This window comes from Hylemonella sp. P2_B10 (assembly GCF_056404875.1).
This window is the reverse complement of the sequence record NZ_JBFUDE010000002.1, coordinates 756,620-779,544: the sequence shown is the minus strand read 5'-3', so window position 1 is coordinate 779,544 and position 22,925 is coordinate 756,620. Positions and strand designations below refer to the sequence as shown.

At 66.1% G+C, this 22,925-nt stretch carries 21 protein-coding genes; 12 read left to right on the top strand and 9 right to left on the bottom strand.

Going from position 1 to position 22,925, the window contains the following annotated elements; genetic code table 11:
* Nucleotides 1-120 precede the first annotated feature (120 nt).
* Nucleotides 121-1,332, top strand: coding sequence for a bifunctional phosphopantothenoylcysteine decarboxylase/phosphopantothenate--cysteine ligase CoaBC (gene coaBC / locus AC1DX2_RS11415; RefSeq protein WP_477196461.1), 1,212 nt, complete (start codon nucleotides 121-123; stop codon nucleotides 1,330-1,332).
* A 99-nt stretch (nucleotides 1,333-1,431) separates the two neighbouring features.
* Here coaBC and AC1DX2_RS11410 read toward each other — a convergent pair whose 3' ends face one another.
* Nucleotides 1,432-1,965, bottom strand: a complete 534-nt coding sequence (locus AC1DX2_RS11410) for an FKBP-type peptidyl-prolyl cis-trans isomerase (RefSeq protein ID WP_477196460.1) — start codon at nucleotides 1,963-1,965, stop codon at nucleotides 1,432-1,434.
* 74 nt (nucleotides 1,966-2,039) lie between these two features.
* Between AC1DX2_RS11410 and AC1DX2_RS11405 the strand changes: the two genes are divergently transcribed.
* Both AC1DX2_RS11405 and AC1DX2_RS11400 read left to right on the top strand, forming a co-directional pair.
* Entirely contained in the window at nucleotides 2,040-3,203 is a 1,164-nt protein-coding gene (locus AC1DX2_RS11405) for a JmjC domain-containing protein (protein ID WP_477196459.1), read from the top strand.
* The gene (locus AC1DX2_RS11400) at nucleotides 3,193-3,720 is read left to right on the top strand and encodes a hypothetical protein (RefSeq protein ID WP_477196458.1); all 528 of its coding nucleotides are present in this window, start codon (nucleotides 3,193-3,195) and stop codon (nucleotides 3,718-3,720) included. The genes AC1DX2_RS11405 and AC1DX2_RS11400 overlap by 11 nt, the downstream gene beginning before the upstream one ends.
* A gap of 521 nt (nucleotides 3,721-4,241) precedes the next feature.
* Here AC1DX2_RS11400 and AC1DX2_RS11395 read toward each other — a convergent pair.
* Genes AC1DX2_RS11395 through AC1DX2_RS11370 form a run of 6 tightly spaced genes read right to left on the bottom strand, consistent with a single transcriptional unit; the run spans nucleotide 4,242 to nucleotide 9,097 of the window.
* On the bottom strand, nucleotides 4,242-5,021 hold the full coding sequence (locus AC1DX2_RS11395; RefSeq protein WP_477196457.1) for an MBL fold metallo-hydrolase: 780 nt from the start codon (nucleotides 5,019-5,021) through the stop codon (nucleotides 4,242-4,244).
* 23 nt (nucleotides 5,022-5,044) lie between these two features.
* Complete coding sequence (gene bamC / locus AC1DX2_RS11390) at nucleotides 5,045-6,163, bottom strand: outer membrane protein assembly factor BamC (protein WP_477196456.1); 1,119 nt, start codon at nucleotides 6,161-6,163, stop codon at nucleotides 5,045-5,047.
* 44 nt (nucleotides 6,164-6,207) lie between these two features.
* On the bottom strand, nucleotides 6,208-7,101 hold the full coding sequence (gene dapA, locus AC1DX2_RS11385; protein ID WP_477196455.1) for a 4-hydroxy-tetrahydrodipicolinate synthase: 894 nt from the start codon (nucleotides 7,099-7,101) through the stop codon (nucleotides 6,208-6,210).
* 37 nt (nucleotides 7,102-7,138) lie between these two features.
* Nucleotides 7,139-7,753, bottom strand: a complete 615-nt coding sequence (locus AC1DX2_RS11380; RefSeq protein ID WP_477196454.1) for a class I SAM-dependent methyltransferase — start codon at nucleotides 7,751-7,753, stop codon at nucleotides 7,139-7,141.
* Nucleotides 7,738-7,863 (bottom strand): hypothetical protein, encoded by a 126-nt coding sequence (locus tag AC1DX2_RS11375; RefSeq protein WP_477196453.1) that lies wholly within the window; start codon nucleotides 7,861-7,863, stop codon nucleotides 7,738-7,740. Before AC1DX2_RS11375 ends, AC1DX2_RS11380 begins: the two co-directional genes overlap by 16 nt.
* A gap of 10 nt (nucleotides 7,864-7,873) precedes the next feature.
* Nucleotides 7,874-9,097: an MFS transporter gene (locus AC1DX2_RS11370; RefSeq protein WP_477196452.1), complete on the bottom strand. Its 1,224-nt coding sequence runs from the start codon at nucleotides 9,095-9,097 to the stop codon at nucleotides 7,874-7,876.
* Nucleotides 9,098-9,228: 131 nt separating this feature from the next.
* On the opposite strand from AC1DX2_RS11370, the gene AC1DX2_RS11365 reads away from it, so the two are divergent.
* The 5 genes from AC1DX2_RS11365 (at nucleotide 9,229) to AC1DX2_RS11345 (ending at nucleotide 16,419) form a co-directional block, all read left to right on the top strand.
* Entirely contained in the window at nucleotides 9,229-11,199 is a 1,971-nt protein-coding gene (locus AC1DX2_RS11365) for a DNA topoisomerase IV subunit B (protein ID WP_477196451.1), read from the top strand.
* Nucleotides 11,199-11,996 carry a lytic transglycosylase domain-containing protein gene (locus AC1DX2_RS11360; RefSeq protein WP_477196450.1) on the top strand — a complete coding sequence of 266 codons (798 nt, stop codon included), beginning with the start codon at nucleotides 11,199-11,201 and terminating at the stop codon, nucleotides 11,994-11,996. Before AC1DX2_RS11365 ends, AC1DX2_RS11360 begins: the two co-directional genes overlap by 1 nt.
* Nucleotides 11,997-12,033: 37 nt before the next feature.
* Nucleotides 12,034-14,418: a DNA topoisomerase IV subunit A gene (parC, locus tag AC1DX2_RS11355; protein WP_477196449.1), complete on the top strand. Its 2,385-nt coding sequence runs from the start codon at nucleotides 12,034-12,036 to the stop codon at nucleotides 14,416-14,418.
* A gap of 410 nt (nucleotides 14,419-14,828) precedes the next feature.
* Entirely contained in the window at nucleotides 14,829-15,692 is an 864-nt protein-coding gene (locus tag AC1DX2_RS11350) for a phytanoyl-CoA dioxygenase family protein (protein ID WP_477196448.1), read from the top strand.
* Nucleotides 15,693-15,879: 187 nt separating this feature from the next.
* Complete coding sequence (locus AC1DX2_RS11345; RefSeq protein WP_477196447.1) at nucleotides 15,880-16,419, top strand: hypothetical protein; 540 nt, start codon at nucleotides 15,880-15,882, stop codon at nucleotides 16,417-16,419.
* Nucleotides 16,420-16,535: 116 nt separating this feature from the next.
* Here AC1DX2_RS11345 and AC1DX2_RS11340 read toward each other — a convergent pair whose 3' ends face one another.
* Nucleotides 16,536-17,498, bottom strand: coding sequence for an N-acetylmuramoyl-L-alanine amidase-like domain-containing protein (locus tag AC1DX2_RS11340; RefSeq protein ID WP_477196446.1), 963 nt, complete (start codon nucleotides 17,496-17,498; stop codon nucleotides 16,536-16,538).
* A 123-nt stretch (nucleotides 17,499-17,621) separates the two neighbouring features.
* Complete coding sequence (locus tag AC1DX2_RS11335) at nucleotides 17,622-18,551, bottom strand: helix-turn-helix domain-containing protein (RefSeq protein ID WP_477196445.1); 930 nt, start codon at nucleotides 18,549-18,551, stop codon at nucleotides 17,622-17,624.
* Nucleotides 18,552-18,675: 124 nt separating this feature from the next.
* On the opposite strand from AC1DX2_RS11335, the gene AC1DX2_RS11330 reads away from it, so the two are divergent.
* From AC1DX2_RS11330 to AC1DX2_RS11315, 4 genes are all read left to right on the top strand, one after another.
* The gene (locus AC1DX2_RS11330) at nucleotides 18,676-19,086 is read left to right on the top strand and encodes a hypothetical protein (RefSeq protein WP_477196444.1); all 411 of its coding nucleotides are present in this window, start codon (nucleotides 18,676-18,678) and stop codon (nucleotides 19,084-19,086) included.
* Nucleotides 19,087-19,198: 112 nt separating this feature from the next.
* A complete protein-coding gene (locus tag AC1DX2_RS11325; RefSeq protein ID WP_477196443.1) occupies nucleotides 19,199-20,074 on the top strand; it encodes a bile acid:sodium symporter family protein in 876 nt (291 codons plus the stop codon).
* Complete coding sequence (locus tag AC1DX2_RS11320) at nucleotides 20,055-21,815, top strand: N-acyl-D-amino-acid deacylase family protein (RefSeq protein ID WP_477196442.1); 1,761 nt, start codon at nucleotides 20,055-20,057, stop codon at nucleotides 21,813-21,815. The genes AC1DX2_RS11325 and AC1DX2_RS11320 overlap by 20 nt, the downstream gene beginning before the upstream one ends.
* A gap of 268 nt (nucleotides 21,816-22,083) precedes the next feature.
* The gene (locus AC1DX2_RS11315; RefSeq protein WP_477196441.1) at nucleotides 22,084-22,911 is read left to right on the top strand and encodes a hypothetical protein; all 828 of its coding nucleotides are present in this window, start codon (nucleotides 22,084-22,086) and stop codon (nucleotides 22,909-22,911) included.
* Nucleotides 22,912-22,925 lie beyond the last annotated feature (14 nt).

The window sequence follows — 22,925 nt, the reverse complement described above, 5'->3', positions numbered from 1 at the left end:
GTGAGGTAGTGTTGGCGCGCCAACGTTTCCTCGATAACCAAAGAGCGGCGCTAACGCCAACAGCCAACGTCTAAGTCAACATCACGGCGAGAAAACACAGCCTCTGCTACATTGGCGCGCATGAACGACTTGGCTGGAAAACACATCGTCCTGGGGCTCACCGGTGGCATTGCCTGCTACAAGGCGGCGGAGCTGTGCCGGGGCTTGATCAAGGAGGGCGCCACCGTGCAGGTGGTGATGACCGAAGCCGCTGAGCAGTTCATCACGCAGGTCACGATGCAGGCGCTGAGCAACCGCACGGTGTATGGCTCACAGTGGGACGCGCGCGAACCCAACAACATGTCGCACATCAACCTCAGCCGCGAGGCCGACCTGATGCTGATCGCGCCCTGCAGTGCCGACTTCATGGCCAAGCTGCTGCATGGCCGCGCTGACGACCTGCTGAGCCTGATGTGCCTGGCGCGCCCGCGCGACAGCGTGCCGCTGCTGATTGCCCCGGCCATGAACCGCGAGATGTGGTCGCACCCCGCCACCCAGCGCAACATGCTGCAGCTCGATGCCGACGGCGCCCACATTCTGGGCGTGGGTAGCGGCTTCCAGGCCTGCGGCGAAACGGGGGACGGCCGCATGCTGGAGCCGGCCGAGCTGCTGCTGGACGTGATCGCGTTTTGCCAGCCCAAGCCGCTCAAGGGTAAGCGGGTGCTGATCAGCGCCGGGCCGACTTACGAGGCGATAGACCCGGTGCGCGGCATCACGAACCTTTCGAGCGGCAAGATGGGTTTTGCCATTGCGCGCGCCGCGCACGAGGCCGGTGCCAGGGTCACGCTGGTGGCTGGGCCCGTGGCGCTGGCCACACCGCGCGGTGTGCAGCGCGTGGACGTGCGTTCAGGCCGTGACATGCTGGGGGCCGTCAGTGCGCAGGCCCCTCAGGCCGACGTTTTCGTGGCTGCCGCAGCGGTGGCAGACTGGCGGCCCGCTGAGTCGGCCGAGCACAAGATCAAGAAGGACGGCTCGGGCGTGGTGCCCGAACTGCGTTTCGTTGAGAACCCCGACATCCTGGCCACCGTGGCGCGGTCCGACAGGGCGCGCGCCGGTCAGCTGTATTGCGTCGGCTTTGCGGCCGAGAGCCAGGACCTGTTGGCCAATGCCCAGGCCAAGCGGGTGCGCAAGGACGTGCCGCTGCTGGTGGGCAACATCGGCCCGGCCACTTTCGGCCAGGACGACAACGCGCTGCTGCTGGTGGACGCCCAGGGCAGCCAGGAGGTGCCCCGCGCACCCAAGCTGGCGCTGGCACGCCAGTTGGTGGCGGAGATCGCGCGCCGTTTGGAGTAATGGCCCCCACGCTCGGCACTGCGTGTCCTCGCTGCCCCCCGAGGGGGCCGCTTTTTGCCTTGGGGCGGCCCGGCGGCAAAAAAAGGAGAGGCGTGCGCGTCAGTGCAGCGAGCCGCTGCCCGGTGCCTGCGTGTGCAACGCTTGCACCTTGAAGAACCCGGTGCCGGCCGAGCCGCGGCCAATTTCGTCCTCTGTGGCTTCGCGCACCGCTTCCACCTTCAGGTGCAGGCGCAGCGCGATGCCGGCCAGCGGGTGGTTGCCGTCTATCACCACGTGGTCGGGGTAGATGTCGGTCACCGTGTACAGCGCGTCGCGCGGGGCGTCGGGGTTGCAGCCGGCGGGCAGCGAGGTGCCCTCAAAGGTCAGGCCCTCTTGCAGGTCCTGCGGGAACAGCTGGCGCGGCTCCAGAAAGATCAGTTGGTCGTTGAAGTCGCCAAAGGCTTGCTCGGGCTCCAGCTGCACGTCCAACGTGTCACCGACCGCATGGCCTTGCAGCATGTCCTCGATTTTTTTCAGCAGGTCGTCGCCGCCCACCAGAAATTCCACCGGTTCGTCCAGCACGTCCAGCACCTCGCCCAGCGTGTCTTTCAGCGTCCAGGTCAGCGCGACCACACATTGTTCCGTAATTTCCATGCGGCGAATTGTCGCAGCTTGACCATGTCCTTGGGTGGACAATGGCGTTTTCAAAATGGACAGTCGACCCTAACATGGATGTGAATCAACCACTGGCGCTGCTGGGGGGCTTGAGCCCCAGCCAGTTCATGCAGCGTCATTGGCAGAAGAAGCCGCTTTTGGTGCGCCAGGCGGTGCCGGGCATGCAGCCGCTGCTGGCGCGCGACCAGCTGTTTGCGCTGGCTGGCCAGGACGGCGTGGAGTCGCGCCTGGTGCAGCAATTGGCCGCCAAGGACAAGCCAGGCAAGGCCGGCCGGGCCGGTGCCGGCTGGCGCATGCGCAGCGGTCCGTTCGAGCGCCGCGCGCTGCCGGCGCTGAAGACGCCGGGCTGGACGCTGCTGCTGCAGGGCATGGACTTGCAGGACGATGCGGTGCACGCGCTGCTGCAGCGCTTTGCCTTTGTGCCCAGGGCGCGGCTGGACGACCTGATGATCAGCTACGCCAGTGACGGCGGTGGCGTCGGTCCGCATTTCGACAGCTACGACGTGTTCCTGCTGCAAGCGCAGGGCCGCAGGCGCTGGCGTATCAGCCAACAGGCCGACCTCAGCCTGCAGCCGGACGTGCCGCTGAAAATCCTGTCCCGTTTTGAGCCCGAGCAGGAGTTTGTGCTGGAGCCCGGTGACATGCTGTACCTGCCGCCGCGCTACGCGCATGACGGGGTGGCCGTGGGCGAGTGCATGACTTACTCGGTGGGCTTTCGTGCTCCGCGCCAGGGCGAGTTGGCGCGCGAACTGCTGCAACGGCTGATGGACGAGGAAGAGGAGGGCGCCGAAGGCGCTCTGTTCCGCGATCCCAGCCAACCCGCTGTGGCTGCCCCCGGCGCCATTCCCCCCGGCTTGCAGGACTTCGCCGCCCAGGCGTTGGCGCGGGCGCTGAAGGCGCCGCTGGCCCTGCAGCGCGCGCTGGGCGAGTACCTGACCGAGCCCAAGCCCAACGTGTGGTTTGAGAGCGCCGGGGATGAGAGCGAATGGCCCGCCACCGCCACGCTGCAGCTGGACCGGCGCAGCCGCATGATGTACGACGACAAGCATGTCTTCATCAACGGTGACAGCTACCGCGCCGGCGGCCGCGACGCCCGGCTGATGCGCCGTCTGGCCGACCAGCGGGCCTTGACGCCACGCCAACTGGCCGGCGCCAGCGGCGATGCCTTGGACCTGTTGGCCAGCTGGGTGGAGGCGGGGTGGTTGCATGTCGAATGAACCCAACAACCCCCAGGGCGACGCCGCCCCGGCACCGACACTGCCCCAGGGGCGGGTGAACGGCTTGGCGGCCTTTCATGACCTGGTGCGCAACACCCTGGCCGTGGCGGCGGAGCAGGGGTGGATGGAAATCATCTTGTGCGACGCAACATTCGCCGATTGGCCCCTGGGCGAGCGGGCCGTGGCCGAGTCGCTGCAAGCCTGGTCGCGCAGCGGGCGCAAGTTCACCTTGCTGGCCACCCGCTATGACGAGCTGATACGTCGCCATGCCCGCTTCGTCACCTGGCGACGCACCTGGAGCCACATCATCGAATGCCGCGCCTGCCCGGCGGAGGACCCGCTGGACTTTCCCAGCGCCATCTGGAGCCCGCACTGGGTGATGCGCCGGCTGGAGTTGCAGCACAGCGGCTGCATCTGTGGGTCGGAGCCGGAGCGCCGGCTGCTGCTGCGCGAGGAGCTGGACGAGCGCCTGCGCAACAGCTCTCCGAGCTTTCCTGCAACAGTTTTGGGGCTTTAGAGTAGCTTTACAAACCAGGGTTTATCCGGGCTTTCCTAAATTCCTCTTATAATTCAAGGCTAAGCAATATGAGCTCGAGTCGTCTTGCTTGGTCATTGCGGCTTGCCGTGATGGCAATTTCCGGAAATTGTTTTCAACTTATCAGGTAACTTCAAATGAACAAAACTCTCGTTTTGGCAGCCGTAATTGCTGCCGCCGCTCTGGCTGCATGTGGCAAGAAGGAAGAGGCACCTGCCCCCGCTCCCGCTCCTGTGGCTGCTCCGGCTCCCGCTCCCGCACCGGCCCCCGCTGCTGACGCATCTGCTCCCGCCGCCGCCGCCTCCGCTGCTGGCGCCGCCGTGGCTGCCGCTGCTGACGCTTCTGCCGCTGCTGGCAACGCTGCTGACGCCGCCAAGAAGGCTGTGGACGCCGCCAAGGACGCAGCTGCTCCCAAGAAGTAATTCCTGGACAGTTCGTTCTGATGAAAAAGCCACCCTCGGGTGGCTTTTTTCATGGGCGAATGCGTTGTGGGAAAAGGGGGCTCACACCTCCAGCCAGTCGGTGCCCAGCACCGCATCAGCCACGGTGACAGTGGGCGACCACAGCAGGCCCAGCGCCTCGTCGATGGCCTGGCGCGCCAGCTGCGGCAGGTTGTTTTGCAGGCTCAGATGGGCCGCTACCACGTTGGTCAATCCGTCGTGCGCCACCGCGCGCAGTATCTCGCTGGCTTGCGGGTTGGACAGATGGCCGTGGCGGCCGCCCACGCGGCGCTTCAGCGAGTCCGGGTAGCGCGAACGCGCCAGCATGCCGGGGTCGTGGTTGAACTCCAGCATCAGCGCGTGGCAGGCGGCCAGGTGTTCCAGCACGTGGCTGGTGGCGTGTCCCAGGTCGGTCAGCACGCCCAGTTTGCGCTCGCCATCGGTGCAGCTCAGTTGCAGCGGCTCGCGCGCGTCATGCGGCACGGTGAAGGGGGTGACCTGCAGCTCGCCCAGGTCGATGCGCTCGCCGTCCTGGGCGGTTCGCAACAGGCCGTCCATGGCGGGTTCTCCGATGCCGGCGTAGGTGCCCAGGCTCATCCACACGGGTTTGCGCTGGCGCCGCGCCAGCGCGCGCGCGCTGCCGATGTGGTCGCCATGCTCATGGGTGACGAAGATGGCGTCGATCTGGCTGACGAGCAGGCCGCAGCGCGCCAGGCGCAGGTCCAGCTCTTTCAAAGTCAGCCCGCAGTCGATCAGCAGGCGCGTGGTGTGCGCGCCGCTGCCGCCTTCCACCAGCGTGGCGTTGCCGGTGCTGCCGCTGCCCAGGTTGCGAAAGCGCAGCACCGGTGCCTGGCCTTGGGACAGGCTTACTTCAGCTCGTCGGCAATCACCTTGACGATGCGCTGGGCGTTGGCCGAGCTGTCCGGCTGGCCCTTGTCGTTGAGCACCGAGACGGTGGTGGATTCGCCCTGGCTGCGCACCACCACGCGGTACTTGGTGGGTGCGCTGCTGTTTTCCGAGCCGAACAGCTTGGCGAAGAAGCCCGGTTCGGAGCGCGCCGACGACGGTTCCACATACCGCACGAAGTAGGTGCCCTGGCTGCGGTCGCGGTCTTCCACGGTGAAGCCGGTGCGGTCCAGTGCCAGGCCAACACGGCGCCAGGCGCGGTCAAAGCCCTCGGTCACCTGCACCACCTGCTGGCCACCCTGGGTGAGGATCTGCGCGTTGGGCTTGGCGCCCGGCAATGCAGCGCCTTGCGGAGCCGTGGGCGAGGCCACCAGCGTGCGGGCCTGGTCCTTGGGCGCGCCCAGCTTGATCAGCAGGCGGCTCAGGAACTCGGCTTCCAGCTCCGGGTCAGCCGGGCGGGCCTGCCAGGCGGTCTGGGCGTCCTTTTGGGGGCCGGAGTAGACCTCGGCCATGCCGCGGTGCGTGATGAAGATGTCGGTGCCGCCGGCGGCATTGCGCTCCAGCCGGGTGCGGTACTTGTCGCGCTCACCGGTGGAATACAGCGAATCAAACAGCTTGCCCACCGTGTTGCGGATGAAGTCGGACGGCAGCTTGGCGCGGTTTTCCGCCCAGTCGGTTTCCATGATGCCGAGCTCGGCCTGTTGGGTAGCCAGCGTGAAGCCGCTTTCGCGCCAGAAGTCGCCCACAGGGCCCCACAGCTGGTCGACCGGCCGGTTCACCACCAGCCAGCGCTGGCCAGCGGAACGCTCCACGCGCACATCGCCCAGGCTGTTGATCGCGGTGGGGGCGGCCGCGGCGGTTTGCGTTTGCTGAGCGCCCTGGAAACTGGAGGCACTGACGCTGCCGCCAGCGGTCGAGTAGCGGGTGTCGCGCGAGAGCTGCGTCAAGTCGGGAGGAACCACGAGGGTGGGGGCTTTGGCGGCGCCCTTGTAGTCCACTTTGTTGTCGCTGTCCATCGAGGAGCAGGCGCTCAGCGAGACGGCCAGCGCGAGCAGCGACAGTTTTACGGGATGGTTCACTCTCGGTTTTCCTTTGGAAAAAAAGCGGTTCGGTCTAGGGCCGGTCACAGCAGGCCGGCGGCCTGCAATGCGGCACGCACAGCGGCGTGGTGAGTGGGGGTCAGCGGCGTCATCGGCAGGCGCAGGTGGTCGCCGCACAGGCCCAGCTGGGCCACCGCCCACTTGATGGGAATGGGGTTGGCCTCGACGAACAGCGCCTTGTGCAATGGCAGCAGCCTGAACTGGATCTCCATGGCCTTGCGGGTGTCGCCGGCCACGGCCGCCACGCACAGCTCGTGCATCAGGCGCGGCGCCACGTTGGCGGTGACGCTGACATTGCCCTGGCCGCCGCACAGCATCAGCGCCACGGCAGTGCCGTCGTCGCCGGAATAAACAGCAAAGCCCTTGGGGGCCTCCTTGATCAGCCACTGCGCGCGTTCGATGTTGCCAGTGGCTTCCTTGATGCCGACGATGCCGGGCACCGTCGCCAGGCGCATCACGGTTTCGTGCTGCATGTCGGCCACCGAACGGCCGGGCACGTTGTACAGCACCATGGGCAGGTCCACCGCCTCGGCGATGGCCTTGAAGTGCAGGTATTGGCCCTCTTGCGTGGGCTTGTTGTAGTAAGGCACCACCTGCAACTGGCAGTCGGCCCCCACGTCCTTGGCGAATTTGGCCAGCGCGACGGCCTCGGCGGTGGAGTTGCCGCCGCAGCCGGCCATGATGGGCACGCGGCCCTTGGCCTGCTCCACCGACACGCGGATGATCTCGCAATGTTCTTCCACATCCACCGTCGGCGATTCGCCGGTGGTGCCCACCACGCCTATGCAATCGGTGCCCTCGGCGATGTGCCAGTCGATCAGCTTGCGCAAGGCGGGGTAGTCCACGGAGCCATCGGCCAGCATCGGGGTAACGAGCGCAACAATGCTGCCGGTGATGGGGCGAAAGGGTGATGTCATGGACTGCGGGCGCAATTTCGGTAAACGGGCATTTTAACTAGAGCGGGTGGCGCTTCCGGGCGGCTGCTTGTCCGTCCGGTAAAGACGGTGCCAGCGCGGCGATGCGCTGCACGAAACGCTCGGGCTCGCCCAGGAAGCCCTCCTCATAGGCTACCACCCTCAGACCTTGGCACACCCTCAATAGTTCACCGGGCTGCAGCAGGAAGTCCGGCCGCGAGGGTTTGCCCACGGTTTCGTTGCCGTCGGCAAAGGTCTCGTAGATCAGCACGCCACCCGGGGCCAGGCTGGCCAGCAGCGTGGGAAACAAGGCGCGCCACAGGTAATTGGTGACCACCAGCGCGCCGAACTGCCGTGGTTGGCCCGCGGCTGTCAGCAGCGGCCAGGGATCGTTTTCAATGTCGGCCAGCACCACCTCGCCGTGGGCGCGGGCGCTGGCCAGCGCTTCGGCCGAGCGGTCCACACCGCACACCGCATGGCCACGGGCGGCAAACCAGGCCATGTGGCGGCCTTGGCCGCAGGCCACGTCCAGCACGGTGGCAGCGGGCTCGGCCAGGTGCGACCAGCGGCGCACCCAGTCCGATGGGGCGCCGCTGCCGTGCGGCCCGCCGCTCACTGCAGCTGCCGTGCCGTCCGCGCTCAAAAGCAGGCCCACACCTGGTCGGCCAGCATCACCAGAAAATCCGGCCGCGAATACAGTGCGAACGCCGCCAGCAGCGCCAGTGCGGCGCCGGCCCAGGCCAGCAGTTTGCGGGTGTGCTTCACCTTTTTTCCATCAGGCGCTGGCCGGCTGGCGGGCGATGGGCGCCTCTTTCACCGGCAGGTTGACCAGGGCGGCCAGCACACCCAGCGCGATGGCGATGTACCACACCACGTCGTAACTGCCGGTGCGGTCGTACAGGAAGCCGCCCAGCCACACGCCCATGAACGAGCCCAGCTGGTGGCTGAAGAACACGAAGCCGCTCAGCATGGACAAATGGGCGACGCCGAAGATCTGCGCCAGCGCCGCGTTGGTGGGCGGCACCGTCGACAGCCACAGCAAACCCATGGTGGCGGAGAAGATGTAGACGCTGGTGGGCGTCAGCGGCGCCAGCAGGAACAGCGAAATCACCACCGTTCGCGCCAGGTAGATGAAGGCCAGGATGTTCTTTTTGGGCATCCTCTGGCCCAGCGTGCCGGCGGTGTAGGTGCCAAACACGTTGAACAGCCCGATCAGCGCCAGCGCATTGCTGGCCACCTGGGTGGACAGGCCATGGTCGCGCAGGTAGCTGGGCATGTGCACGCCGATGAACACCACCTGGAACCCGCAGACGAAGTAGCCCGCCATCAACAGCTGGAAGCTGGGATAGGTGAAGGCCTCGCGCAGCGCGTGAAAAATGCTTTGCTGACGCGGCGCCGTGGTGCCGCTGTTCAGCGCCGGCTCGCGCAGGCCAAAGGCCAGCGGCGCGATCAGCAGCGCAAACAGGCCCAGCGTCTCCAGCGCCTGCTGCCAGCCCAGCTTGCTGATCAGCAGGCCCTCGGTGGGCAGCATCAGGAACTGGCCGAAGGAACCCGCCGCCGCTGCGATGCCCATGGCCCAGGAGCGCTTCTCCATCGGCACGTTGCGGCCGATCACGCCGTAGATGACGGCGTAGGTAGTGCCCGCCTGGGCTACGCCGATAGTGATGCCGGTGGTCAGCATGAACAGCAGCGGCGTGGGCGAATGCGCCATGCCCAATAGGCCCAGCCCATATAACAGCGCGCCCGCCACGATGACCCGGAAGGCGCCGAAGCGGTCCGCCAGCATGCCGGCGAAGATGCCGGTGAAGCCCCAGGCCAGGTTCTGGATCGCCAGTGCAAAGGAAAAGGTCTCGCGCGTCCAACCCTGGGCCTGCGTGATGGGCTGCAGCCACAGGCCGAAACCGTGGCGTATGCCCATGGAAAGCGTCACAATGGCGGCCCCGCAGACCAGAACCTGGACCATGGACAAGGGTTTGTGAGGGTTGTTTGCGAGGGTCATGGCCCCAAATGTACCGAATTGTCGCTGCGGCTGCCGTGGCGGCCGGCGAGCCCACGGCTGCGAGCCTGGATTCTGGGTGATATGTTTATATATACAGTATCCTGTCGCCACCCCCACTACAATCCAGCCCCATGTCAGTCAAACCACCGAGTGAATATTCCGAAGGCTCCATACGGGTGCTGAAGGGCCTGGAGCCCGTCAAGCAGCGCCCGGGCATGTACACCCGCACCGACAACCCCTTGCACATCATCCAGGAAGTGCTGGACAACGCCGCCGACGAGGCGTTGGCGGGCTTTGGCAAAAAGATCAAGGTCCTGCTGCATGCTGACGGCTCGGTCAGCGTGGAGGACGACGGCCGGGGCATCCCCTTTGGCATGCACCCGGAAGAAAAAGCGCCGGTGATCGAGCTGGTCTATACCCGCTTGCATGCCGGTGGCAAGTTCGACAAGGGCAAGGGCGGTGCCTACAGCTTCTCCGGCGGCCTGCACGGCGTCGGCGTCAGCGTCACCAATGCGCTGTCCAAGCGGCTGGAAGTCACCAGCCACCGCGAGGCCACCGTGGCGCGCATGGCGTTTTCGGGTGGTGATGTGGTGGAGAAGCTGCAGACCCGCAAGCAGGCCGAGGGCGATCGCAAGACCGGCTCCACCGTGCGTGTGTGGCCCGACGCCAAGTATTTCGAAAGCGCCGCCCTGCCGATGAACGAGCTGGCCCACCTGCTGCGCAGCAAGGCGGTGCTGATGCCCGGCGTGACGGTGACGCTGGTGGTGGAAAAGACCAAGGAAAGCGCCAGCTGGCTGTACAAGGGCGGCCTGCGCGATTACCTGAGCCAGTCCCTGACGGCAGACCCGGTGATCCCGCTGTTCGACGGCAGCGGCTACGCCGACGCCCAAAGCGACAGCTTCGCCGAGGGCGAGGGCGCCGAATGGAGCGTGGCCTTCACCGAAGAAGGCCAGCCGGTGCGCGAAAGCTATGTCAACCTGATTCCCACCACGGCCGGTGGCACCCATGAGGCCGGCCTGCGCGACGGCCTGTTCACCGCCGTCAAGAGCTTCATCGACCTGCACTCGCTGCTGCCCAAGGGCGTCAAGCTGCTGCCGGATGACGTGTTTGCCCGCGTCTCCTACGTGCTGTCGGCCAAGGTGCTGGACCCGCAGTTCCAAGGCCAGATCAAGGAGCGGCTCAATTCACGCGACGCCGTGCGCCTGGTCTCCAGCTTCGTGCGCCCGACACTGGAGCTGTGGCTGAACCAGCACGTGGAATACGGCAAGAAGCTGGCCGAGCTGGCCATCAAGGCGGCGCAGACGCGCCAGCGCGCCGGCCAGAAAGTGGAAAAGCGCAAGGGCTCCGGCGTGGCTGTGCTGCCGGGGAAGCTGACCGATTGCGAAAGCCGCGACCTGGAACACAACGAGGTGTTCCTGGTCGAGGGCGACTCGGCCGGTGGCAGCGCCAAGATGGGCCGCGACAAGGAATGCCAGGCGATATTGCCGCTGCGCGGCAAGGTGCTGAACACCTGGGAGGTGGAGCGTGACCGGCTGTTTGCCAACACCGAAGTGCACGACATCGCGGTGGCCATCGGCGTGGACCCGCACGGCCCCAACGACACGCCGGACATGAGCGGCTTGCGCTACGGCAAGGTCTGCATCCTGTCCGACGCCGACGTCGACGGCTCGCACATCCAGGTGCTGCTGTTGACGCTGTTCTTCCGCCATTTCCCCAAGCTGATCGAGACCGGCCATGTGTATGTGGCGCGGCCACCGTTGTTCCGCGTCGACGCGCCGGCACGCGGCAAGAAGCCGGCCTCCAAGGCCTATGCGCTGGACGAGGGCGAGTTGACAGCCATCCTGGACAAGCTGCGCAAGGAAGGCGTGCGCGAAGGCGCCTGGAGCATCAGCCGCTTCAAGGGCCTGGGCGAGATGAACGCCGAACACCTGTGGGACACCACGCTGAACCCCGACACCCGCCGCCTGATGCCGGTGCAGTTGGGCAACATGGATTTCGCGCAGACCGAGGGCCTGATCACCAAGCTGATGGGCAAGGGCGAGGCCGCCGCCCGCCGCGAGCTGATGGAGCTGCATGGCGACGCCGTGGAGGTGGACATTTGATGCAGTGGGCGCGCGTCTTGTGGGCTCCGGTGTTGGCGCTGTTGCTGGGCGCCGCTGCGCCCGCGCGCGCCGACGTCTGGGGCTACATCGACGACAAGGGCATCGCGCACTTCGCCGCCGAGCGGGTAGACGAGCGTTACGAAATTTTCTTCCGCAACACCGACGGCGCCAAGGGCCTGTTGCCTGGCCAGCCCACGCCACGGCCGGTCAGCGTGCCCACCATGGCGCCGCGGTTGCTGGCCTTCTTCGAGGTGTCGCCCAATTACAAGGCGGTCAAGTACCACATGCGCGAGGCCGCGCGCAGCCAGAACGTGGACTATGAGCTGCTGCAGGCGCTGATTGCCACCGAATCCGGCTTCGACGCCGCCGCCGTGTCGCCCAAGGGCGCGGTGGGCCTGATGCAGGTGATGCCCGACACCGCGCGCCGCTACGGCGTGCGCGACGAGAAAAAGTCCAGCGTGGAAAAAAAGCTGGTCGACCCCGGCACCAACATCGCCACCGGCACCCGTTACCTGCGCGATTTGATCAAGCTGTTCGCCGGCAAGCTGGACCTGGCGTTGGCCGCCTACAACGCGGGTGAAGGCGCCGTGCAGCGCGCCGGCAACCGCATCCCCAATTACCGCGAGACGCAGAATTACGTGGCCACCGTGCTGCAGCTCTACAGCCTGCTGAAGCCACCGGCGGCGGTGCTGGAACAGCGGCGCAACCTGCTGGGCGGCGCCATCAACCGCGGCAACCTGCCGCCGGCGGGCGCCGCGATCGAAGAGCCACGCTTCAACAAGCTGGCGTCGGACTGATTTATTTTTCTTTTTTTCAGATTGCTGTTTTCGTTCCATGAGTGAGCAACCCACACTGGATTTCAACCAGCCCCCCGCCGACGGCGACGAGTCGCTGGCCAGCTACGCCCAGCGCGCCTACCTGGAGTACGCGCTCAGCGTGGTCAAGGGCCGCGCACTGCCCGATGTGTGTGATGGCCAAAAGCCGGTGCAGCGGCGCATCCTGTACGCCATGGCCCGCATGGGCCTGGGCTTTGGTGGGCCCAATGGCAACACCGGCGCCAAGCCGGTCAAGTCGGCCCGCGTGGTGGGCGATGTGCTGGGCAAGTTCCACCCGCACAGCGACCAGGCCGCCTACGACGCCATGGTGCGCATGGCGCAGGATTTCTCGCAGCGCTACCCGCTGATCGACGGCCAGGGCAATTTCGGCTCGCGCGACGGTGACGGCGCCGCCGCCATGCGTTACACCGAGGCGCGGCTGGCCAAGATCACCAGCCTGCTGCTGGACGAGATCGACGAAGGCACGGTGGACTTTGTCCCCAACTACGATGGCTCCACCAACGAGCCGCGCCAACTGCCGGCGCGCCTGCCGTTCACGCTGCTCAATGGCGCCAGCGGCATTGCCGTCGGCCTGGCCACCGAGATCCCCAGCCACAACCTGCGTGAGATCGCCGACGCCTGCGTGGCGCTGATCAAGACCCCGAAGCTGAGCGACGACGAGCTGTTGGCGCTGGTGCCCGGCCCCGACTATCCCGGCGGCGGCCAGATCATCAGTGCCGCCAGTGACATTGCCGATGCCTACCGCACCGGCCGCGGCTCGCTGAAGGTGCGCGCACGCTGGAAAATTGAAGAGCTGGCGCGTGGCCAGTGGCAACTGGTGGTGACCGAACTGCCGCCCGGCGTCAGCACCCAGCGCGTGCTGGAAGAGATCGAAGAGCTGACCAACCCCAAGGTCAAGACCGGCAAGAAGGCGCTGACGCAGGAGCAGGTGCAGCTGAAGGCCAGCGTGCTGGCCGTGCTGGATGGCGTGCGCGACGAATCCAGCAAGGACGCGCCGGTGCGCCTGCTGTTCGAGCCCAAGACCAGCCGCATCGAACAAAGCGAACTGATCACCACGCTGCTGGCCCACACCAGCCTGGAGAGCTCGTCGCCCATCAACCTGACCATGGTGGGGCTGGATGGCCGGCCGACGCAGAAGTCGCTGCGCCAGATGTTGGAAGAGTGGATCGCCTTCCGCCAGACCACGCTGCAGCGGCGTTCGCAGCACCGGTTGGACAAGGTGCTGGACCGCATCCACATCCTGGAAGGCCGCCAGCTGGTGTTGCTGAACATCGACGAGGTGATCAAGATCATCCGCCACAGCGACGAGCCCAAGCCGGCGCTGATCGCGCGCTTCAAGCTGTCCGACCGGCAGGCCGAAGACATCCTGGAAATCCGCCTGCGCCAGTTGGCGCGGCTGGAAGCCATCAAGATCGAGCAGGAGCTGAGTGGCCTGCGCGACGAACAGAAGAAGCTGGAAGAAATCCTGGGCAGCGCCACCGCGCTGCGCCGCTTGATGGTGAAGGAAATCGAGGCCGACGCGAAGACGTTTGCCGACGAGCGCCGCACGCTGATCCAGGCCGAAAAGCGCGCCGTGGTCGAGGTGCGCGTGGTGGACGAGCCGGTCACCGTGGTGGTCAGCGAAAAGGGCTGGGTGCGCGCGCGCACCGGCCATGGGCATGACGCGGCGGGCTTTGCCTTCAAGGCCGGTGACGGCCTGTACGGCACGTTTGAGTGCCGCACGGTGGACACGCTGCTGGTGTTCGGCAACAACGGCCGGGTGTATTCGGTGCCGGTGTCCACGTTGCCCGGCGCGCGCGGCGACGGCCAACCGGTGACCACCATGCTGGAATTGGAAGCGGGCACACAACTGGCCTATTACTTCGCTGGTCCGGCCAACGCCACGCTGCTGCTGGCCGGCAGCGGCGGCTACGGCTTCATCGCCAGCGTGGAGAACATGACGTCGCGCCTGAAGGCGGGCAAGGCGTTTGTCAGCACCGCTGCTGGCGAAACGCTGTGCCGCCCGTCGCCCGTGGCGGGCACGGTGGGCAGCGTGCCAAACCCGGCCGGCGGCGTGCCGCTGGTGCAGCCCTTGGTGCCTGCCACGCATGTGGCCTGTGCGTCGGTGGGGGGGCGCATCCTGACGTTCGAGATCAGCGAGTTGAAGACCATGGCCAATGGCGGCCGTGGCTTGATGCTGATCGACCTGGAGCCCAAGGACAGCTTGGCCGGTGCCGCCGCCTACACGCGCAGCATCCGCATCACCGGTGTCGGCCGGGGTGGCAAGGAGCGCGATGAGACGCTGGAGATTCGCAGCCTGAACAATGCCCGCGCGGCGCGTGGGCGCAAGGGCAAGGCGGCGGACCTGGGGTTCAAGCCGAATGGTGTGCAGCGGGTGGAGTGACGCGCGTTTGGTTTCCTCGTTGACGTGGCTCCGCAGCGCGCCAGCGTGGAAATTGGCCCTTCCCCGGTGAGCAGGTCCGCTGCGCGGACTGCCCTGCGGTGCTCGAAGCCGGCGGGAAACGCACAAACTCGCCTTCGGCTCAAACATGTGCGTTTCTTTTTCCGCCGTCTTCTGCGCTCCTCGGCTGCTCACAGGGGGCCCTTGACCAATTTCCCCGCTGGCGCGCTGCTCCTTTGTTGGCGAAGTGTTCTGCGCGTGAAGCTCTCACGAGTACTCGGCCGTCTCTTCGGCCGTGACCAAGCCACCTCCGCCTCCTTGATCAACAGCAGAAGCACGCGTGCCAACCCCAATACCGGAGACAGCTTGCTCGCCGTAGACTGGCCGTCTTACCAACCTCGACCTGCAAGACCATGAGCGCTGAGACCGCCTTCGGCACCGCCCATCACCTGGCTGAGCTGGACGCCCAGGGCTATACCGTCATCTCCGATTTCTTATCAGCGAAAGCCATCGCCGACGTGCGCGCCGGCCTGGCCCCCTACCTGCACACCCACGCCGGCCGCAACAACTTCGAGGGCTACCAGACCGAGCGGGTGTACACACTGGTGGGACGGGGCAAGGTGTTTGAGGACATTGCCGAGGATGCGCGCGTGCTGGCTTTGTTGGACGTGTTGCTGCGCCCTGGCTACCTGCTGACCGCCAGCCAGGCCATCTGCATACGCCCGGGCGAGACGCCGCAGCCGGTGCATTACGACGACAGCTTCTACCCCATCCCGCGGCCGCGACCGGCCATCAGCGTCAGCACGATCGTGGCGGTGGATGCGTTCACGGCAGACAACGGCGGCACCGAAATGATTGCGGGCAGCCACCGCTGGAGCGATGCGGACATTGTCGGCGCATATGGTGCCGATGGCGGGTATGACGCTGATGCGGCGGCGCCGCCTGCGCTGGAGCGCCAGTTGAAGCCCATGGTGGTGCCGGCGGGCGCCTGCATCGTGTTCCTGGGCACCTTGTTGCATCGGGGCGGGGCTAACCACAGCAGTGCCCTGCGCCTGGCATTTTCCAACCAATACTGCGAGCCCTGGGCGCGCACGCAGGAGAATTTTTTCCTGGGCGTGCCTCCGGAGTTGGTGCGGGAGATGTCGCCGCGTGTGCAGACGCTGCTGGGTTACGACATCATGCCGCCGTTCATGGGGCATGTGACGGCGTCGCACCCGACCAAGACGCTGAAGCCGGACTATGTGAACCCGGTGCTGGCGCAGCGGTGTAAACCCTAGTTTTTACGATATGGCTTCACTGGCAATGAATACTCGCTCTTACTTGGCTCTATTTCTGAAAGGCAATGGCCCATTGAAATTTGCAGTTTGCATATGCATTTCGTCACTCTTCAATGGGTCAAATGCATGGGCTGCCGCAGTTTGCGTAAAGCCATCACCGAGTTCAATAGAGGAGGGCGCCGGACTGTTGAGCACGATGCAGAAAATTCGTTCAATCGAGTCTCTATTGCCGGTTCCGTTTCAGCGCGAAACCGGCTATCAGCTGAAATACCTTCCGCAAATGTCGCTCAATACCTCGGAAGAAAAGACGCATCGACTGGAGTTTTTCTTCATAAAAGGTCTCCCCGACAACTATGTCAGCAGCGCTCCAATGAACGCAAAGCCTATTGGGGGAGATTATTCTGTGGCCTGGGGATACTCGAATGGTGGCTCCGTTAGCCTGCGTTTCAGGCTCAATGAAAACAATGTCTGCGTGACCGAAGGTGCGTTGGTCAAGATGTTTGGCAAACAATTCGAGGAAAGCTATTCAACGTTGAGGCACTACTCGCTCGGACAGGTGCCAATTCAAGGGATTCGGCCTCAGAGTTACACCATGTCATTCGCCTCGAAGCATGGACGCACCATGACCTATCAATTTGATTGCACCTGTGCTTCGGACATTTCCGTGATTGAGAACCACGGTGCTGGTTGGTACCCCCGGCTGGATCAGCTTGGAGTACTTGAATAAATGACTCTCTCAGGCTTGCGCTAGAGTTCTCTGGGTTGTGCAGCCCAGCCTGCACCAACATCACCCACAGCACCCGTCAGTAACTGCATTCGCCGGAAAGCACGACTCTACCCTTCTCAATTTCCTGCGACGGGTGTGCCCGGACGCGGTTGCGGTGCCGCTGGCGGCACCACGATCTGCTCGTTCAGGCGCAGGAACTTGAAGCCGGCCAGGCGCTGGCCGTTCTTGCCCGCACGCGCGTTGCGCTCTTCGCGCTCCGCCGTGCGCGCCATGAAAGCGTCGAAGGATTCTTCGCGCACCTGCGGCTCTGCCGAGTTCAGGAAATTGCGCTCGCCGTTGGGGCCCAGCACCACCAGGCCCACGTGCGAAGCCCAGTAGCTGCCGTCGCGGGTGGAGATCACGTTGACGAAATCGCCCTGTTGCAATTTGGACAGCACTTCCTTCACGCGCTCCTTGGACACATAGGCTTCCTGGCTGGTCTGCACGGGAATGTTGCGTTCGGTGTTGTGGCGGGTTCTCAGGAAACGCGCGCGGTCCACGGTCAAGGCAAAGCTGGGTCCGCCGGGACCGGCCAGCTCGCTGCTGATGTCGGTGACCAGCCAGCGGTTGTTGACGTTCCAGTCCACCTCGGTGTAGTGGTTGCGCGTGGCCACGCCCACCACGCCGTCCTTGTAGCGTATGCGTTGCAGCATCCAGAAGAACTCTTCCCACGACTGGCTCAGCGCCATGGCGTAGGTGTGTTCCGCGAACACCACGCAGTCGCTGTGGTCCAGGCTGAACATGGGCAGGTTGTCGTGCAGCTCGTACGGGTACTCGCCCAGCAGGTTCAGCACATAGGGCTGGCCGATGTTCTTGCGGCCAATGGCGGCGATGCGCTTGCGCAGGTCGGGCTCGGCCTGGTGGATGTAGGCGATGTAGCGGTGCGCCTCCTGCGGCGTCATCTGGTAGATCTGCTTTTGCAGCACGCTCTCCAGCGTGATGGGTGCGGCAGGCGTTGCAGGCGACGCGGGGCTGACGGGGCTTTGCGTGGCGCAACCGGTCAGGGCAACCACCAGCAGCAACAAAGGCAATACACGCATGGGCATCATCCAGGAGGAAAGCCGCATGCTAGACCAAGACGCGGTGGCCGGACAATGAAAATTCGGCATGGGGCTATTCGGCAGCCTTGTCGGGCGCCGTGAACAACACCGTGCCGTGGTTCTTCAAGCTTGCGCCAACAGCGTGCGCAGCATCTCCCCCGTGGCCGCATCGGCGGGGAAGAACGACTCCAGCGCCAGCTCCTGCAGCGTCACATCCACCGGCGAGCCGAAGATGGTGGTGGTGCTGATGAAGCTCATCACGCCCAGCGGGGTGTGGAACTGGAAAGGCACCACCACGCCCAGGTGTTCACCGGCCAGGTGCAGTTGCTCGTCGCCTTCCGGCGCCGGGTAGGCCTGCAGCTCTTCCAGCAGCGCCACCAGCACGGCGTCGCCGGTGGCGGCAATCTGCTGGCGCAGGCGCTCGAACAGGTGGGCGCGCCACTGCGCCAGGTTGGCGATCTTGGGGGCCAGCCCTTGCGGGTGCAGGCTCAGGCGCAGCACGTTGACAGGCGCTTGCAGCAAGGCCGGGTCGGCGCCGGCCATCAGGTGCGGCACGATGGCGTTGGCGGCCACCAGGTTCCAGTGCCGGTCCACCGCCAGCGCGGGGTAGGGTTCGTGGCCTTTCAGCACCAGGTCCACGGCCGTGCGGGCTGCTGCCAGGGCCGGGTCATCCAGGCCGCGCTCGCGGTACATGGGTGCGAAGCCGGCCGCCACCAGCAGCGCGTTGCGCTCGCGCAGCGGCACCTCCAGCCGCTCCGCCAGGCGCAGCACCATTTCGCGGCTGGGCATGGCCTTGCCGGTTTCCACAAAGCTCAGGTGGCGGGTGGAGATGGCCGCGTCCATCGCCAGGTCCAGCTGGCTCAGCCGGCGGTGTTCGCGCCAGTGGCGCAGGCGTTGGCCGAAGGGCGCGGGCGTGCGCTCGCCCAGCGCCGGGGCCAGCGGGCGCGGCGCGGCGGCGCGGCGCGCGGCACTGGCCGATGACGCCGCGGGACTCTTGCCGGTGCTGGCAGCAGTGCCGGACCGCCCGGCACGGTGAGGAATGTCGTGGTTCATGCGGCCATCGTAGAGCATCCGCCGCCGCCGGGCCATGACCTGTCAGGTCATGGACGCCATGCCCGGCGGCGCCGAGGATTCAGCCGTGTCTTCAACCCTTGATTCACTTGATAAGGAGCATTACATGCTTGCATCCCTGGCTGCCTCTCCCCACTTCCTGCGCCGCGTGCTGCTGGTGGACGCCCTGTCCTGTGCCGCCTGCGGCCTGCCGCAGCTGCTGCTGAACGTCTCGCTCGCCCAATGGCTGGGCCTGCCTTCGGCGCTGCTGACCGGCACCGGTGTGTTCCTGCTGGTGTACGCGGCGGTGGTGGCCTTCATCGCCACCCGCGCGGTGCTGCCGCGGCCGTTGGTCTGGGTGCTGGTGGCCGGCAATTTGATCTGGGCGGTGGACTGCGTGCTGCTGCTGGCCAGCGGCTGGTTAACGCCCACCGCACTGGGCACCGCCTATGTGCTGATGCAGGCGGTGACGGTGACCGTGCTGGCCGAACTGCAATGGCTGGGCCTGCGCGGCCAGCGCGCACGCGCCGCTTGGTGAGGCAGCGCAGTTCCCTGGTGTAAACCCTGGCCTGCCGGCAGCGGGCCGGCGTTTAACCTCACAGCGACGGGGCGGCACGGGCCGCCTCGCTTGTTTGTGAGGGAAGGTGAGGATGAGCACACAACAACTGGTGCTGACTCTGGTGCTGGCCACCATGGTGTTCTCGGTGGCGCTGGAGCTGAGGGTGGACGACTTCCGCCGCGTGCTGCAGACCCCGCGCGCGGTGGTCTGCGGGCTGATCCCCCAGTTCATCCTGCTGCCGGTGGGCACCTGGGCCGCCACGATGGTGCTGGACCTGCCACCCAATGTGGAGGCAGCCATGATCCTGGTGGCCGCCTGTCCTGGCGGTTCGCTGAGCAATGTGGTCACGCACTACGGCCGCGGCAACACCGCGCTGTCGGTCAGCGTGTCGGCGGTGGCCAGCGTCATTGCGCTGTTCGCCACGCCGTTCAATTTCAGCTGGATGGTGGCCACCAACCCGGCCACCGCCGGTTGGCTGCGCACGCTGTCGGTGGACCCGTCGGACATCTGGATCAGCCTGCTGCTGATGCTGGCCGCGCCGATGGCGCTGGGCCTGTTCGTGGCCCACCAGTTCCCGGGCCTGACGCGGCGCATCCACAAGCCGTTGGCCAATTTTTCGCTGGTGGCGCTGCTGGCCTTCATCGTGCTGGGCCTGATCAAGGAGCGCCAGATGCTGACGCTGGGCCTGCTGCCCATGCTGCTGATCGTGGTGCTGCACAATGCCAGTGGCCTGTTCTTCGGCTGGGCCACCAGCATGGCCATGCGCGTGTCCGAGCGCGACCGCCGCGCGGTGATGATTGAGGGTGGCATGCAGAATTCCGGCCTGGCGCTGGGCATCATCGCGGTGCAGTTCAACAGCGACCTGGGCATGGTCATCATTGCCAGCCTGTGGGGCATGTGGCACATCGTCAGCGGCATGACGCTGGCATTTCTATGGAGGCGCAAAGATGCTCGACTTGCTCATTAAGGGCGGGCTGGTGGTGGATGGCAGCCGCGGTGAGCCGGTGACGGCTGACGTGGCCGTGCAGGATGGCCGCATCGTGGAGGTCAGCAGCAAGCCGATGGGCGCGGCGGCCCGCGAGACGCTGGACGCCCAGGGCGCCTGGGTCACCCCCGGCTTCGTCGACATCCACACCCACTACGACGGCCAGGCCACCTGGGACGACACGTTCTCGCCCAGTGTGGACCACGGCGTCACCACGCTGGTGATGGGCAATTGCGGCGTCGGCTTCGCACCGGTGCGCCCGGGCGGGCAGGACGGGCTGATCAAGCTGATGGAAGGGGTGGAGGACATCCCCGGCGCCGCGCTGCACGAGGGCATACGCTGGGGCTGGGAGAGCTTTCCGCAGTACATGGACGCGCTGGCGGCCACCCCGCGCTGCTTGGACTACCTGGTGCAGGTGCCGCACGACCCGCTGCGCATGTATGTGATGGGCGCGCGCGCGGTGGCCCAGCAGGCCGCCACGGCGGAAGACATCGCCGCCATGCGCGCCTTGCTGCGTGAGGCGCTGCAGGCCGGTGCCGCCGGTTTCAGCACCGGGCGCAGCGACAACCACCGCACGTCGGAGGGCAAGGAAACGCCGGCCTCGGAAGCCAGCGCGGCCGAGCTGACCGGCATCGCCCAGGCCTTCGACGGCCTGCAGCACGGCGTGGTGCAGATGGTCAGCGATTTCGACCTGATGCGCGACCCGAACCGCTTCAACACCGAGTTCGATCTGGTGGAGCAACTGGCGCGCGCCGCCGGCCGGCCGCTGTCCATGACCTGGTTGCAGCGCGACCCCGGCGGCCAGCAGTACCTGGCTATCCAGAAGCGCACCGAGGCGGCGGTGGCTGCCGGGCTGCCGTTGTATTTGCAGACTGCCGCGCGCGGCATCGGTGTCATCAACGGGCTGGAGGCCAGTTTTCACCCCTTCATGGGCTTCCCCGGCTACAAGGAAGTGGCGCACATGCCACTGGCCCAGCGTGCCGCCGCATTGCGCGAGCCGGCGCGCAAGGCGCGCATCCTGTCGGAGCAGTCCGAGCGGCTGGCCGGCGACGGCACCGCGATACCGCCGCTGGTGGACATCCTGCTGGCCCGCATTGACATGATCAGCGGCCGCATGTTCCCGCTGGACCAGCGGCTGGACTACGAGCCCACGGTGATGCACAGCTTCCTGGTGCGCGCCAAGCAGGCCGGCGTGAAGCCGCTGGAGGCGCTGTACGACTACCTGGCAGCGGGCGACGGCAGCAACCTGATTTATTTCCCCATCTTCAACTACAACGACGGTTCGCTGGCCACGCTGCGCCAGATGCTGGACCACCCGCGCGCGCTGTTCGGCCTGGGCGACGCTGGTGCGCATGTGGGCACAGTGTGCGACGCCAGTTTCAGCACCTTCATGCTGACCCATTGGGTGCGAGACCGCGCCGAGGGCAAACTGCCCCTGCAGCGTGCGATGGAGATGCTGTCACAGCGCAACGCGCGCTACCTGGGCCTGCAGGACCGGGGCCGGCTGGCGCCGGGCCTGCGCGCGGACATCAACGTCATCGATCCACACCGCCTGGGTGTGGGCACGCCGCGCCTGGTCAACGACCTGCCGGCCGGTGGCAAGCGTTTCCTGCAACGCGCCCAGGGCTATGTGGGCACCTGGGTGGCTGGGCAGGCGGTGCAGCGCGACGGCCGGCTGACGGCAGCGCGTCCGGGGCGGCTGGTGCGCATGGGGCAGCCTTAGCGGCGGCTGTTGTCGGTGGCTCAGGATGAGCCTTGAGGGCGCGGCCATGCCAAAGGCGCCAACACTTGGTGCGACACTTCCATGCGTTGACGAGAGACAGAGTTTCGCCCCTGACTCAGGGGGTTTGGTCCCAGCTTGGCTGCACACGCTGTGCCAGCATGGACTTTTGTGCTGGAAATCATTCAAATGGCCACAGCTTGCGCGGCCAACTGGCTGCGACGCTGCCTGAAAGCATTTGGCAAATGGTCCCATTTCAAGCGAGTCTGTCATGAACCCCTGGTCTCTCGCGGCGCTGCGTTGCATGGCCCTGGCGGGGCTGACGGCCTGCTTTGCGGCTTGTGGCGGCGGGTCTGGGGGTGAAAGCGCCACCGTCACGCCTGGCACGCCGATTGTTCCGACCACCCCCACCACCCCTGTCAGGCCCGCCCAGGTACAGGTGCTGATGATGGGCAACAGCCATACGGTCGTCAACGACCTGCCTGAAACGCTGGCGCGCATGTTGCGCGGCGGTAACCCGAGCAGGACGGCGAGTGCGGTGGCGGCGCCCGGTTATATGTTCCTGGAAGAGCGCTTCAACGACCCGGTGTCGCTGGACCTGCTGCGCGGCCAGTCCTGGAGCGTGGTGGTGCTGCAGGCGCAAAAGTACAGCCAGAGCGGCCAGTTCACCTACTCCACGGCGGAGGCCGAGCAACTGATACGGCTGGCGCGCCAGGCCAACGCCTTGCCCGTGCTGTTTCCGGAATGGCCACGCCTGGGTGTGGACGAGACCGCCCGCATCTACGACCTGCACGTGGCCATCGCCACCAAAGCACCCGCCTGCGTGGCGCCCGTAGGCCAGGCCTGGGACCTGGCCATGCGCCGTTTCCCGGCGCTGCGACTGCACGACAGCGATGGCAACCACTCGGCGCCGGCCGGTGCCTACCTGACCGCGCTGGTGCTGCATGCCACCATCACCGGCGCGTCGCCGTTGGACGTGGCCATTGCCGCGCAAAGCGGTGTCGACGCCACGGTGCAGGCAGACCTGAAACGCGTGGCCTTTGACACCGTGCAGGCTTTTCCGCCACGCCAACACTGTCCGCAGGACAAGCCGGTGTGACAAGCGACAGAATC